16 protein-coding genes and 1 pseudogene are annotated in these 13,373 nt (G+C 60.0%); 9 read left to right on the forward strand and 8 right to left on the reverse strand.

All coding sequences use genetic code 11. The features are described from left to right. The 4 genes and pseudogenes from H146_RS22015 to H146_RS0100015 all read left to right on the forward strand — a co-directional run. A pseudogene (locus H146_RS22015) lies at positions 1 to 285 on the forward strand (hypothetical protein); the annotation flags it as partial. Between the two features lie 133 nt (positions 286 to 418). Continuing rightward, a complete protein-coding gene (relB, locus tag H146_RS0100010) occupies positions 419 to 643 on the forward strand; it encodes a type II toxin-antitoxin system RelB family antitoxin (RefSeq protein ID WP_019949780.1) in 225 nt (74 codons plus the stop codon). A 147-nt stretch (positions 644 to 790) separates the two neighbouring features. Next, positions 791 to 1,087, forward strand: coding sequence for a glutathione S-transferase C-terminal domain-containing protein (locus tag H146_RS21800; RefSeq protein WP_342664553.1), 297 nt, complete (start codon positions 791 to 793; stop codon positions 1,085 to 1,087). Positions 1,088 to 1,140: 53 nt separating this feature from the next. Continuing rightward, entirely contained in the window at positions 1,141 to 1,791 is a 651-nt protein-coding gene (locus H146_RS0100015) for a LysE family translocator (RefSeq protein WP_019949781.1), read from the forward strand. A gap of 57 nt (positions 1,792 to 1,848) precedes the next feature. On the opposite strand, the gene H146_RS0100020 is transcribed toward H146_RS0100015, so the two are convergent. Continuing rightward, positions 1,849 to 2,946 (reverse strand): M42 family metallopeptidase, encoded by a 1,098-nt coding sequence (locus H146_RS0100020; protein ID WP_019949782.1) that lies wholly within the window; start codon positions 2,944 to 2,946, stop codon positions 1,849 to 1,851. A 308-nt stretch (positions 2,947 to 3,254) separates the two neighbouring features. On the opposite strand from H146_RS0100020, the gene H146_RS0100025 reads away from it, so the two are divergent. From H146_RS0100025 to H146_RS0100045, 5 genes are all read left to right on the forward strand, one after another. Next, positions 3,255 to 3,914, forward strand: coding sequence for an OmpW/AlkL family protein (locus H146_RS0100025; protein ID WP_019949783.1), 660 nt, complete (start codon positions 3,255 to 3,257; stop codon positions 3,912 to 3,914). Between the two features lie 167 nt (positions 3,915 to 4,081). Continuing rightward, positions 4,082 to 4,585, forward strand: coding sequence for a C40 family peptidase (locus H146_RS0100030; RefSeq protein ID WP_019949784.1), 504 nt, complete (start codon positions 4,082 to 4,084; stop codon positions 4,583 to 4,585). A gap of 33 nt (positions 4,586 to 4,618) precedes the next feature. Continuing rightward, on the forward strand, positions 4,619 to 5,470 hold the full coding sequence (locus H146_RS0100035; RefSeq protein ID WP_019949785.1) for a DUF3298 and DUF4163 domain-containing protein: 852 nt from the start codon (positions 4,619 to 4,621) through the stop codon (positions 5,468 to 5,470). A 39-nt stretch (positions 5,471 to 5,509) separates the two neighbouring features. Next, a complete protein-coding gene (gene aroQ / locus H146_RS0100040; protein ID WP_019949786.1) occupies positions 5,510 to 5,929 on the forward strand; it encodes a type II 3-dehydroquinate dehydratase in 420 nt (139 codons plus the stop codon). Between the two features lie 55 nt (positions 5,930 to 5,984). Continuing rightward, the gene (locus H146_RS0100045; RefSeq protein ID WP_019949787.1) at positions 5,985 to 6,392 is read left to right on the forward strand and encodes a thiol-disulfide oxidoreductase DCC family protein; all 408 of its coding nucleotides are present in this window, start codon (positions 5,985 to 5,987) and stop codon (positions 6,390 to 6,392) included. A gap of 8 nt (positions 6,393 to 6,400) precedes the next feature. Here the strand turns inward: H146_RS0100045 and H146_RS0100050 are convergent, their stop codons facing one another. The 7 genes from H146_RS0100050 to H146_RS0100080 are packed head-to-tail and all read right to left on the reverse strand — an operon-like array spanning position 6,401 to position 13,150. Further along, entirely contained in the window at positions 6,401 to 7,639 is a 1,239-nt protein-coding gene (locus H146_RS0100050; RefSeq protein ID WP_019949788.1) for an NAD(P)/FAD-dependent oxidoreductase, read from the reverse strand. A 3-nt stretch (positions 7,640 to 7,642) separates the two neighbouring features. Next, positions 7,643 to 8,989 carry a TRAP transporter large permease subunit gene (locus H146_RS0100055; protein WP_019949789.1) on the reverse strand — a complete coding sequence of 449 codons (1,347 nt, stop codon included), beginning with the start codon at positions 8,987 to 8,989 and terminating at the stop codon, positions 7,643 to 7,645. Positions 8,990 to 9,018: 29 nt separating this feature from the next. Further along, positions 9,019 to 9,714, reverse strand: coding sequence for an aspartate/glutamate racemase family protein (locus H146_RS0100060; RefSeq protein ID WP_169433447.1), 696 nt, complete (start codon positions 9,712 to 9,714; stop codon positions 9,019 to 9,021). Next, complete coding sequence (locus H146_RS0100065; RefSeq protein ID WP_019949791.1) at positions 9,711 to 10,442, reverse strand: class II aldolase and adducin N-terminal domain-containing protein; 732 nt, start codon at positions 10,440 to 10,442, stop codon at positions 9,711 to 9,713. The genes H146_RS0100060 and H146_RS0100065 overlap by 4 nt, the downstream gene beginning before the upstream one ends. Positions 10,443 to 10,499: 57 nt before the next feature. Next, positions 10,500 to 11,321 (reverse strand): ABC transporter ATP-binding protein, encoded by an 822-nt coding sequence (locus tag H146_RS0100070; RefSeq protein ID WP_026351642.1) that lies wholly within the window; start codon positions 11,319 to 11,321, stop codon positions 10,500 to 10,502. 2 nt (positions 11,322 to 11,323) lie between these two features. After that, the gene (locus tag H146_RS0100075; protein ID WP_019949793.1) at positions 11,324 to 12,124 is read right to left on the reverse strand and encodes an ABC transporter permease; all 801 of its coding nucleotides are present in this window, start codon (positions 12,122 to 12,124) and stop codon (positions 11,324 to 11,326) included. 9 nt (positions 12,125 to 12,133) lie between these two features. Next, complete coding sequence (locus H146_RS0100080; RefSeq protein ID WP_083920739.1) at positions 12,134 to 13,150, reverse strand: ABC transporter substrate-binding protein; 1,017 nt, start codon at positions 13,148 to 13,150, stop codon at positions 12,134 to 12,136. Between the last annotated feature and the right edge of the window lie 223 nt (positions 13,151 to 13,373).

Consider the following 13,373-nt stretch of genomic DNA (forward strand, 5'->3'; position numbering starts at 1 on the left):
AACAGTATAGAACCCATCATCGGTCACATGAAAAGCGAAGGATTGCTGTCACGCTGTTATCTGAAAGGGCGCAAGGGCGATCGGATTCATGCGCTGCTGTGTGGTGTCGGCATGAATTTGAGGAAAGTCATGAAGAAGCTCAGGGAGCTTCTTTTTGTCTGTTACTTTTTCCGCTTTTCAGGTCTATTTTGGCGTTATGTCCGGTCAATGATCTTCAATTTTTTGTGCTCATTGGCCAGTATAAGGAGAGCCGAATTCGACTCCCCGGAAAAAATCGGGGTTTAGCAGGGGCGACTAATTAAATGAATAACCGATCGTCGCCCTGAAGCGTAGTGATTTGTTGCCGCATCCACATGCTTGGCCCGAAATAAATCGGGCGTATGATATACACGTATATCAACCGCTCGGGAGTATCGCCATGCGGGCCATCCGTCTGCCACCGGAGATCGAGGAGCGTCTCGAAGCGCTGGCCAAAGCGACCGGCCGCACCAAGACCTACTACGCCCGCGAGGCGATCCTCGAACATCTCGAGGACCTCGAAGACGCCTACCTGGCTGAACAGACGCTGGAGCGGGTGCGTCGCGGCGAGGAACGAACCTATACCCTGGATGAGATAGAGCGCGATCCTGGCCTGGCAGATTGAAGTTACCGACGACGCCCGCAAACAGTTGCAAAACAAAAGCTCGGTCATGCCGAAGCCAAACGTATACGCGATTATCTGCGCAGGCGCCTCGAACCGCTTGATGACCCACTGCAACTCGGCAAGCCACTCAAGGGCCGGCTGGCCGGACTGTGGAGCTTTCGCGTCGGCGACTACGCATTATCGCCAGCCTTGAAACGCTGCGAGCAGCTTTACCAGCGACTTGATGATCAATTGAGCCAACAGCCCTGGCTTAGCGGCAACACGCTGGGACTGGCCGATATCCCTGCTGGAACAACGCTGTATCGCTATTTCGAGATGGAAGGTATTTCACGCCCTGAGCTGCCCAATGTCCGCCGCTGGTACCAGCAATTGCAGGCAAGACACGCCTATCAACAGCAGGTCATGCGGCCATTTGGCGAATTAAAGGGCCGGCTGGCCTATTAGAAATAGCCTTGTGACAAAATGGACTTTTAAACGCCCCTTCCCGGAGACACATCATGCTGGGCATCCATGATCTTGCCATTTTCATGCTTTCGGGCCTGATCCTTAACATGACGCCGGGGCCGGATTCACTGCTGATTGTCTCGCATACCGCCGCGGGCCGCTGGCAGCAGGGGGCGGTGACGGCGCTGGGCATCAGTACAGGCACGCTGGTGCATGTGCTGGCCGCCGCCCTTGGGCTCTCGGCCATTCTGGCCACCTCTGCGATGGCGTTCACAGTGGTCAAATGGGCCGGCGCGATCTATCTGATCTGGCTGGGGCTGTCGGTCCTGCTCAAGTGTCGCCATTCATCGCCGCAGGCACCAGCGCCCCGCTTCAGTGAGACCCGTCTGCGCACGCTGTTCCGTCAGGGCTTTCTGACCAACGTGCTCAACCCGAAAGTGGCGCTGTTTTTCATGGCCTTCATGCCGCAGTTCATTGACCCGGCATCGACGCTCAAACCGCTTGCCTTTCTAACCCTGGGCCTGATCTTCGATGCTGTCGCCACGCTGTGGAGCGCCGTCCTGATTACTGTTGTCACACTGGGCGGGCAACGCCTGCGCCCCGGCGTAAAACTCAAGGCGTGGCTCGAGCGCAGCGTCGGCGTCATGTTCGTCGCACTGGGGGTTCGACTGGCCCTGACGCGAACGCCGGCTGGAGGGGGGTAAAGTCCTTTCGAACGTGGCGTCCTCCGGCGCCCGGGACGCCGGAGGTTTCAGCAACGCTTAGTCAAAGTAGCTGAACGTCTCGCCGCTTTTGATATTCAAAAGCGTATCGCGAATCAACCGTATAACGTGCTCCACGTCATTGCGGTCGACCATCTCCACGGTGGTGTGCATGTAGCGCAGCGGCAGCGAGATGAGCGCCGAGGCCACGCCTGCGTTGCTGTAGGCGAAGGCGTCGGTGTCGGTGCCGGTGGCGCGCGAGCGGGCCTGGCGCTGGAAGGGAATGTCACCCTTTTTGGCGACCTCCAGCAGGCGCTCGCGAAGGCGGTTCTGCACCGCCGGCGCCCAGGCGATCACCGGGCCGGCGCCGATTTTGCTGCTGCCTTCCTTTTTCGGGTCGATCATCGGCGTGTGGGTGTCGTGGCACACGTCGGTGACGATCGCCACGTTGGGCTGAATGCGTTCGGCGATCATCTGCGCGCCGCGCAGTCCGACCTCCTCCTGCACCGAGTTGACGATATAGAGGCCGAAGTCGAGCTGCTCGCCGCTCTCTTTCAAAAGCCGCGCTACCTCGGCGATCATGAAACCGCCCATACGGTTGTCCAGCGCACGGCAGATGAAACGGTTGCCGTTGAGCACGCTGAAGGTGTCGGGATAGGTGATCACGCAGCCGACGTGCACGCCCAGCGCCTCGACCTGCTCGCGGTTGTCACAGCCCACGTCGACGAAGATGTTGTCGGGCTTGGGCGCCTGCTCTTCGCTGCCGCCGCTGCGGCGGGTGTGGATCGCCGGCCAGCCGAAGACGCCCTCGACGACGCCGTTGTCGGTATGGATGTTGACCCGCTTGGAAGGCGCGATCTGGTGGTCGCTGCCGCCGTTGCGCACCACATAGATCATCCCCTCTTCGGAGATGTAGTTCACGTACCAGCCGATCTCGTCGGCATGCCCCTCGATCACCACCTTGTAGTCGGCGTCGGGGTTGATCACGCCGACCGCGCTGCCGTAGGTGTCGGTGAAGAACTCATCCACCCAGGGGCGGAGATACTCCATCCAAAGCTTCTGCCCTTCCCATTCGTAACCGGTGGGCGCGGCGTTGTTGAGATAGCGCTCGAGAAACGCAAGCGACTGTTCGTTGAGAATCGAGGACGATTCGCTCATTACCTCTCCTGTCATTCCTGTTCCATCCAGCGCCGGACGCGGCGCACAGAGCCTTTTGAGACACCAGACCCTGAACATGGCGCGAATCGGCGCATTCGTCCAGCCATCAAGGGCAAATGCCCTGCGAAACGCCACCCCTGCGGCATGTTGTCCGCCCCGGGCGATAATTTGACCTGGATCAAAAAAGCACCCGATACGGGCGGCACAATGTAATCGCACACTGTTCACAAGGTACGGGGCCGCTGTTCACAAGAGCGCGAAAGGCACGGGTCGGCGCCGCCGTGCAGTATCTTCAAGGGAGACACCACATGCGTAAACTGTCCATTCTATCCGCTGCCGGGCTGGTGCTGGGCGCTACCCTGATGACGACTGCCGCTCAGGCCGACAGTTTCAGTTACGGTCAGGGCGATTTCTACACCCGCCTCGGGCTGGCCAAGGTGGCACCCAAAAGCGACAACGGCGACATCGGTATCGTCGCCGACAGGGTCGACATCAAGGACGACACCGGCTTTGCCTTCACGCTGGGCTATCGCTTTCTCGACAAGTTCGGCGTCGAGCTGCTGGCCGCCGCGCCCTTCACCCAGGACTTCGATCTCCACGGCGGTGCCGGCGACGGCCTGGACGGCTCGGTCAAGCATCTGCCGCCGACCCTGACGCTGCAGTTCTATCCGCTGGGCGGCACTGGCGCGCGGGTTCAGCCCTATATCGGCGCCGGCGTCAACTACACCCATATCTGGGATGAAAAGGTCAACGCCGACGGCGTCAGCCTGGATGCGGACGACTCCTGGGGGCTGGCCGGCCAGCTGGGTGTCGACCTGCTGATCGATGACCACTGGGCGGTCAACGCCTCGGCCTGGTACATCGATATCGACTCCGACGCCACCGTCAACGTCGGCGGCACCAATTACGACACTACCCTCAATATCGACCCGGTGGTGGTGATGGGCGGTATCAGCTACCGCTTCTGACCCTATAACAGCTATATTCTCCCCGCCCCGTGGAAGCAGGTTGCCACGGGGCCTTTTTATGCGCCGACGCCGTCCGCTTTAAGCTCTCCCCCCTTGACCGCGGCCCGTGAATGGGCAATTGATGGCATGCTGTGTCTTTTTTCACCGAACGGTTCCGGACTAGTGTCATGTGTATTCGTTTCAATTTCTGCTGGCTGCGCCACGGTGCGCTGCTGATCGCACTGCTGTGGCTGACCGGCTGCGCCGGCGGGCCGTCCACGCAGGAGCGCTATGCCAGCCTGCCGCTGTCGTCGCAGAAGAATCTCTCCATCGAGCGGGTGCTGGCGATGAACCACGCCCGCGAGGCGCTGGGCACGCCCTATCGGTGGGGCGGCACGACCAGTGCGGGGATGGACTGCAGCGGCCTGACCCAGGCGAGCCTGGCCGCAGCCGGCATCACTATTCCGCGCACCTCGCAGCAGCAGTTCGATGCCCTGCCGGAAATCGACCGCGCCCGGCCGGGCGATCTGCTCTTTTTCGGCTCGGGCGGCCGCGTCAACCATGTGGGCATCTATATGGGTGATCGTCGCATGATTCACGCCCCGGGCAGCGGCCGCGAGGTGAGCGTGGCCAATCTCGACAACCGCTACTGGCGCAGCCACTTCCGCGGCGCGGCGGCAGCGGCACCCTGAACCCGGGTTCGCCTGTTATCCAGAGGATGCCTCATGCACGTTCTCGCGCGTCATACGCTTATCGCCGCCGCCCTGCTGCTGGTGCTGGGGGGCTGTGTCCATGGCAATACAGAGGGCGCTAGTGTCCCGGACAGCGCCGGCTCGGCGGCCGTAACGCCGCAGGCTCTCTCAGCGCCGCTGACCATAACGCCGCACAGCCGTACCCTGACCGCGCCCGACTGCGAAGGCGTGGATGAGGCGTGCGGCCGAATCGAGGCCGACTGGCTGACGTTCGATAACAGCACGGCGCTTTCCGAAGCGCTGATGCAGCGCCTGCTGCGCATGGCCGCACCGATGAGCGACGCGCCCTCCGAAGAGAGCGCCACGCCCGCCACCCTGGACGCCTTCGCCGCCGACTTCTTCAACCAGAGCCTGCAGGCCAACGCGGGCAACACATCACCACGCCCCTGGCAGGCGGACCTCGAAGCCCAACAGATCGCTCGCCACGACGATCTTGTGGTGCTGGCATTGAACAGCTGGGTGTATACCGGCGGCGCTCACGGCATGCCGATCACAAACTTCATGGTGATCGACGAGCGTCGGCGCGAGGTAGTCACCCTTGACGACATGCTGCTGCCCGGCGCGCGGGAGGCTTTCGACAGCGCCCTGCATCAGGCCTGGCAGCGCTGGCTTGCCGACAGCGAAGCGGGGCAGACGCTGAACCCGAAGGACTGGCCCTTCGTGACCAGCGATAACGTGGCGCCACTGAAGGATCAGCTTGCGGTACGCTACGATGTCTACAGCCTGGGCCCCTATGTTATCGGTCAGCCGCAGCTGACGATTCCCTACGACGCCCTGGCCGGCGTGCTGAAGCCGCGCTTTTTGCCGGGTGGCGCAACACACTGACCGGCCACTCTGAAAGACACCCATGACAGGCAGGCCCCGATGCGCATCCTGATTCTCAACGGCCCCAACCTCAATCTGCTGGGCAAACGCGAGCCGGATATCTACGGCCACGAGACGCTGGACGATATCGAGCGCGAGCTGCGTGGCCATGCCGGCGACGGCGTCCGTCTCGATTTTCTGCAGACCAACCACGAAGGCGAGATGCTGGAGCGCATTCACCGCGCGCGGGAAGACGCCGATGCCATCATCATCAACCCCGCCGCCTGGTCGCACACCTCGGTAGCGCTGCTCGACGCCCTCAAGGCCTTCGAAGGGCGGGTGGTGGAGGTGCACCTTTCCAACATCCACACCCGCGAGGCGTTTCGCCACCACTCCTACATCTCGGCCCGCGCCGAGGCGGTGGTCGCCGGTATGGGCAGCTTCGGTTACCGCGCGGCACTCGAGTTTCTGACGCGTTGACGTTGCGCGGCATCGACTACGCTGGGGGTATGCCTGTTGCCATCATGGAGCCCCCATGGCCGAACTGACGCTTTTCTACGATGGCGCCTGCCCGCTCTGCGCTCACGAGATCGCTCATCTGCGGCGCCTTGATACACATGACCGTATTCGCTTCGAGGACATCAACGCCGAGGATTTCAGTCAGCGCTGGCCGCACGTCGACCCCGACGAGGCAAGCGCCATTCTGCTGGGCGACTATCAGGGTGAGCGACTGCGCGGGCTGGACGTGACCCATCGCGCCTGGTCGCTGGTGGGGCGCGGTTGGCTCACGGCGCCGCTGCGCTGGCCACTTGTTCGTCCGCTGGCCGATCGGGTCTATCGCTGGTTCGCGCCACGGCGCTATCGCATCTCCGGCTGGCTCACCGGGCGCCAGCGCTGTACCCGCTGTGAAAGCGGGAGCTGCGACCTGTCAAAACACCGTTAGCGGCCGCGCTATTCGCCAAAGCGCCGCGGACTGAAGTCGGCCCGGGCCGGGTCCTCCTGCCCGCTGACCATCGCCCGGGCCAGCCAGTCGCCCGTCACGGCCGCCGTGGAAAGACCGATATGGCCGTGGCCGAAGCCGAACCACAGCCCCGCGTGTCGCGGCGCCGCACCGATCGCCGGCAGCCCGTCGGGAAAGGAGGGGCGTCGTCCCAGCCAGGGCTCGCCGCGCGCCTCGCCCAGGGTCAGCACCTCACGCACCCGCGGCAGGATGCGCCTGAGCTGATGGGGCGTGGCACCACGATCGCGCCGATCGAACTCGATACCCGTTAACACCCGCACCCCGCCGTTCATCGGCGTACAGACAAAGGCGCCGTCCACATCGTGAAAGGGCGTCGCCAGCGACTGCGCCGGGTCGAGGGCAAACTCCTGGTGATAGCCGCGCTCGAAGGCCATCGGCAGGCGGTAGCCCAATGGGCGAAGCAGATCGCACGACCAGGGGCCGGCGCAGACCGCAAGCTGTTCATGGACCGTCTGATGGCCGGCCAGACGATACCCCGCTGACAGCGGCTCGATGGCCGTCGGTGAATCGCAGCACCACTCGCCGCCGCGCTGCACAAACAGATCGCGATAGCGCTCGACCAATCGCCCGGGCGAGTCGACATAGGCGGTCTGTGGAATACGCATGCCCAGCGCATAGTGGCGCGAGGCGCCACCGAACACCTGCTCCAGGGCGTCGCCTTGCAGCAGTTCGAAATGCACGTCGTTGGCCGTCCAGGGCTCGGTCATGGCGGTTATGCGCGCCTGCGTCGGCAGGTGGCGATAGAGCTTGCTCCAGCCGGTCATGTGGAACAGGTCGTCGGCGCCGGCCGGTGTCGCCCAGTGGCGGTGTGCGTCAAGCGCTGGCGCGATCAGTCGAGCGAGGGCCGCCGAGCGCCTCGCTACCGAAGCGGGTTCACAGCCGCGCAGAAAGCGCGTCAGCCAGGGCGCCACGCCGGGTAGCGCCAGGGGCGCGATACGCAGAGCCGGGTCAAGGTTGAGCAGATAGCGTGGCAGTTGACCCAGCAGGCCCGGAATGTTGAGCGGAATCACCGAGGCATGGGTGATCACGCCGGCATTGCCCCAGGAGGTCATGCCGGTATCGATCGCGGGGGCGTAGAGCGTGACGCGAAAGCCACGCTCCTGCAGTGCCAGCGCCGTACAGCTGCCGACTACCCCGCCGCCGACGACGGCTACCGATCGAGACGGCATGCGCTACCCCCAAAGCCAGAAGGCGAAGCCGACAAACGCGAAATAGAGCGTTACCGGCAGCGCCATCACCATGGTTTTTACCGGATCGACGCGAGTGCCGATCACGCCGCCCACCAGCCCGGCCACGACGAAGGTGGTCAACCCCACCGGCGGCATCGACTGCCCCGCCATGGCGAGATTGGCAGCCCCCATCGCCACGGCTTCGGGCGACTGCCCGAGGTTGGTCAACGCCGGTGCCATGATACTCACGATCATGGTTTGCGCCGTGGTCTGCGAGCCGGTCAACATCCCCACCACCATCGTGGCCAGACCGCCGGCCGTGGCCATCAGGTTGGGCGCCAGATGGCTGGTGGCCTGCTGCACCACATTGATCAGGCCGGCGTTGTAGAACACCCCCACCATGACCCCGGCGCAGAGCTGAATCTGTACGGTTTTGGCAACGTTGCGCAGCCCGGCCACGGCCACCTCACCGGCCTGGCGCCGCACCGTGCGAAACGCAAGGCTGACCAGCAGCGCGACCAGGATCGCCAGCACCACTCGAAAGGCCAGCCCGCGCAGAATCGGCACTTCGCTCAGGGCGGCAACGCCGTCGGCCAGAACCGGCGTGCGCTCGAAGATGTTAAAGCCCAGTGAGGCGACCACCACGATGGCCAGCAGCACCAGCATGGGGATCAGCGTACGCCAGCGCTCCCGCAATACCGCCAACAGGGGTGGCGGCGCGTCAAGCCCCGCGGCCGAAGCGCGGCGGCACAGCCGTATCGCCGTCAATATGGCGATCACCACGCTACCGCTCATGGTGAGATAGGCCATGCCGAGAATCGTGCCCGGATCGATACCGGTCAGCGAGGCGGCGAGAAAGAAGGACTGCGAGATGGGCGGCATGCCCGAACCGATAACGGCCCCCATGACGATGATCACCGCAATACGCTCGCCGGCCAGGCCGATCGCCGCCAGGGTGGGAATTACCAGCAGGCCGATCACGGTAGCGGCCGCGATGGCATCGCCCAGCAGCGAACCGCTCAGTACCAGGGTCAGAATAACGGCGGCGATCAGCCCCGCGGTAGAGCGCCCGAACAGGGCACGAAAGCTGTCCAGCGCCGTCTGCATGGCACCGAGACGCACCTGGGCTTCGGCATAGAGGCTGCCGAAGATCGACAGCATGATGACCCATGCCAGCTTGTCGATACCACTGATCGCCGCCTCGACGATCGCCAATGGACCGAGCCCGCCGAGCAACGCCGCCGCTGCGGCGGCAGCGAGCAGGCCAATGATGACGTTGCCGCCGATGCGCGGCAGGGGCAGCAGGATAATGGCAAACAGCAGCGCAATAGGCAGTATGACCAGCCACATGAACGGCGTCCTTTATTGTTGTGGGCCGCTCAGAAACGACCTCGCTTTTGGACCAGTGCAATCGCATCGTGAAGGTCGAACACCGCCAGCCCCAGCCGCTCGGCCAGCATGGCGCGCCACGGCGAAAGGTTGGTGCACTCCAGCAACAGCGCTTTCATGGTCGGCGCCTGCCGCCGGAGCGCCACAGCCGCAGCGATCACCTCGCGTTCAACGCTGGCAACACACCACGTCGGATGATCGAAACGGATAGTGGGGTAGAACGTCTCGCTCTCCTGCATACCGCCAATGACGATGTTATCGCGCTGGAAACGACCGAAGTGCGCCCGGCTCAGCGTGCGCTCATCGAAGGTTAGAATACCTACTGACTCTGCCGGCGTCACCTCGTCGCACAGCCAGGGGGTCAGATTGAGCGCCGAAGAGACCAGCGGCACCGGCAGCGCCGCCTGTAGCCGGTCGTGGATGGCACATACAAAACCGCAGGAAGTGGTCACAATCCGTGCGCCGCGCTCGACCAGACTGCGGCCGGCGGCGACAAAATCCTCGACGACGCTGTCATCCATGCGCGCACTCACCACCGCCGGCACGCTGGCCGAATCGACCCTGTGATAAATCATCGGATGCGCGAGGCCGACAGGATTGCCGATATCCCCCTGCAGGCGCGGAAAATGCGTATTGAGCATGATCACGCCCAGGGTGACATCACGGGCAGCGGGGTGCTCCATCACTCGGCAAAGGAAGGATCTTCCTGATAGAGGATCTCCTTCATCTGCTCGAAATGGGCGATCGAGAAATCGGTGATCGACTCCCAGTCCCTGGCGGTTACCTCGGCCACGTCATCATCAAGTATCCGGAGCGGCTTGCCTGTCGACAGTGCCTGTATCTGGATACGACAGGCCCGTTCCAGGGTATACATATCGTCAAACACCTCACCGATGGTATCACCGACAACCATGACGCCATGGTTGCCCATCATCAGTCGACGCTTATCGCCCAGAAGACCGGCAAGACGTTCACCTTCCTCCTCGCTGTTTGCCATGCCACCGAAGGTCGTATCCAGCGCGACGCGATTGAAATAGCGCGCTGAATTCTGATCGATAGGCAGAATCGTCGGGTCCTGCAGCGTTGCTATCGAGGTGGCAAAGGGAGGATGAAGATGCATCACCACTCGCGCATGCGGCATTTTCTGATGCATCTGGCCATGAATTGCCCAGGCGGTTGGGTCAATGCGTTCAAGGGGCTGATTATCCGGGTCATCAAGGTCAAACAGCACCAGATCACTGGCGCGAATGCGAGAAAAATGAACCCACTTCGGATTGATCAAAAACTGTCTGCCGCTTGCGGAGAGCGCAGCGCTGAAATGGTTGGCAACGGCCTCATGAAGATCGAGCCGAGCGCTGAGGCGAAACAGCGCCGCCAGGTCAGTGCGTAGTTGCATTTCCTGAGCATTCATCATCCTGTCGAACTCCCTGTTGTGAAGTTTCATTCTACCCGGTTGTCTTGATGGGACATCCTATGCGGCTGAAAGGATTTTCAAAATCCGACGCTTTATATCTATAAACTCGCTCGCCATAACCACTTCGCCATCCCGCGGGCGCGATAGCCCGATATCGATAATGTCATGAATCCTGCCGGGACGGCCACTCATGACATAAACACGATCTGCCAGGAATATGGCTTCATCAATATCGTGAGTTACAAAAAGCACTGTCTTGTTATTATGATCCCACACTTCCAGCAGTAGCTGTTGCATTTGCAGCCTGGTTTGACTATCAAGAGCACCAAATGGCTCATCCATCAATAAAACATCAGGGTCATTAGCCAGCGCACGCGCGATAGCCACCCGCTGCATCATGCCCCCGGAAAGTTGCCGGGGCCAGGCGTCGGCGAAACGCGCCAACCCTATCTCATTAATGTAATAATTGACGACTTCTTCAATTTCCTTTTTTGATTTACCTCGCCTTCTGGGACCGAACGCAATATTGTCGCGAACATTCAGCCATGGAAAAAGAGTATACGTCTGGAACACCATACCGCGATCGACACCAGGACCGGTTATGATATTTCCATTAACACGCATTTCGCCATGTGTCGAAGGTACCAACCCTGAAGCGAGATATAGCAGACTGGATTTTCCGCAGCCGGAGGGTCCTACGATAGCGGCAAATTCATTCTGCATTATCTGTAATGATGTTGCTTCAAGCGCTTTGATGCTGCCTTGACCAACGCCATATTCCAGGCTGACATGATCGATGTCGAGACAAACGCTGCCGGATTGACGCCCAAACGAAGGCGCGGCCTCCGCCGGCACATAAAAATCGGGTTGCGTATTCATATTTAAAACGCCCAGGACGCCATTTTTAGCCGTAGTTGTTTGAAAGCCTGATCCGTGAGCAGTCCCATCAGACCAATAAGAGATATTGCAAGAAAGATGGTATCCACCTGGAAGCCACGCATGGCTTTTAAACTGATATATCCCAAACCACTCTGTGCGGCCACCATTTCCGCCACCACAAGATATGTCCAGGCCCATCCCATGGTCACACGAAGAACATCGATGACCCCCGGAATACAGGCAGGAAAAAGCACATGCAGCACGACATCACGTCTTGTAGCGCCCAGCGTATACGACGCATTAAGCAGATCCTGCGAGACGTTTCTGGAGACATCGGCAATCAATACGAGCTGCTGAAAAAAAACGCCAAAAAATATGACGGCAACCCGCTGCTCGATACCAATGCCTATCCACAGTATAAAAAGTGGTACAAAAGCCGTGACAGGCAAATAACGCATAAAGTTGACGATAGGATCACAGACCGATTGAACGGCTCGAAAGCTTCCCATCAGAATGCCGACAGGTATTGAAACAATCGAGGACAGTACAAAGCCGTAAACGACGACCTGAACACTCGCCCACAGGTTCTCCCAAAGTGACCCATCTTTCGCCATTTTGAAACCGGTATGGATTACCGCATCCGGAGTGGGCAAAAAAATGGGGCGGACAAAATGATGGTATGTCACCAACGCCCATCCCAACAGAATGAGCCCCCATATCCCCAGACCTGCGCCCCATACAACCCCTGACGGGATGCTGGCGCGGGGAGTCAGGCATCGCTGCCACAAGGACTGTCTCTGCATGAATCCTCCTTATGGCTGATGTATAAATGAAGGATCCACAATGTCGGAATAGGTGGTATTCAGGGAGCTCCCTTCAACCTCATTCCATGTTTCACGTGCAACGCGAACCAGATCAGCAATATTCCCGGGTGAATCATGGTTTCCGATCGAATCCTGGTTATCGCTTTCATTGTAGAACCTTACGCCTTCGGTCGCCTCGGCAAAATCCTGTGGGTCCTCAAGGTATCCGCCAACGCCTTCGGCCATGAGCGCATAAGATGCTTGCGGATTATTTTTAAAATAATCGACCGCCTTGTAAAGACCTTTTACCAATGCATTCACATCGTCCGGGCGCTGCTCTATAACGTCACAGCTCAGAGCCACCACATCAATGATAACGCCGGGGGTTTCGCTGCTATCAACCAGTATGTGACCCCGATCATGAGAGCGAATGAAGCTTAAATTGGGCTCCCATGTCACAGCAACGGGTATACGACCGGCAATGAAAGCCGCTGCTGCCGCATCAGCTGACATGTTCTGAATATTAACATCGCTCAAGGAAAGATTGTTGTTCCTGAGCAAGTACGAAAGCCAGAACTGTGAAGCACCACCTTCGTTCATTCCCACGGTCATGCCCTGCAATTGATGGATAGAGGTGACATTACTCTCGGTAACCACACCATCACCGCCATAGCTATCGTCCAGCACCACGACGGCCTTGAAGCAGAAATCTGCAGAACGATATTTAACCAGCTCGGCTATGGTACCTGCCACACCCTGAAGGTCACCCGAAGCCAGCGCCGACATATACCCCGATGAGCCCTCGAAGGTAGGCAACTCGACATCAAGGCCGTTTTCCTCGAAAAATCCCTTTTCCTGAGCAAGATAAAGCGTCCCGTAGCCGACCCATGTCGTATGCCCGATAGAAAGAGTATCTGCACTGGCTGGAAGGGATATCGCCCCTGCGATCAAGGCTGACAAACCTGCGCACTTGCAACAGCAAGCAAAGTATTGACCTAATGATTCAACTCTTTTTGTCTTTCGCATCTGTGCACCTCATCTGTATTGTTATTGGATAATGCGTGTAAACGCTACGTGCCGATATTATCCATCACCATAAACATGGCGCGAGATTAATTAAAATACAATCGAGTGAGCCATTGCATAGCTTTTCCTGATTCAGGCCGCGCAAGGCCCGCGGTTGTGGAACACTTCAAACACTGCTTTATGTCAGAAACCTGGAAAGACGATGATGGATAGGCCGCCAGGA

Source organism: Kushneria aurantia DSM 21353 (assembly GCF_000382245.1).
Lineage (GTDB): Bacteria > Pseudomonadota > Gammaproteobacteria > Pseudomonadales > Halomonadaceae > Kushneria > Kushneria aurantia.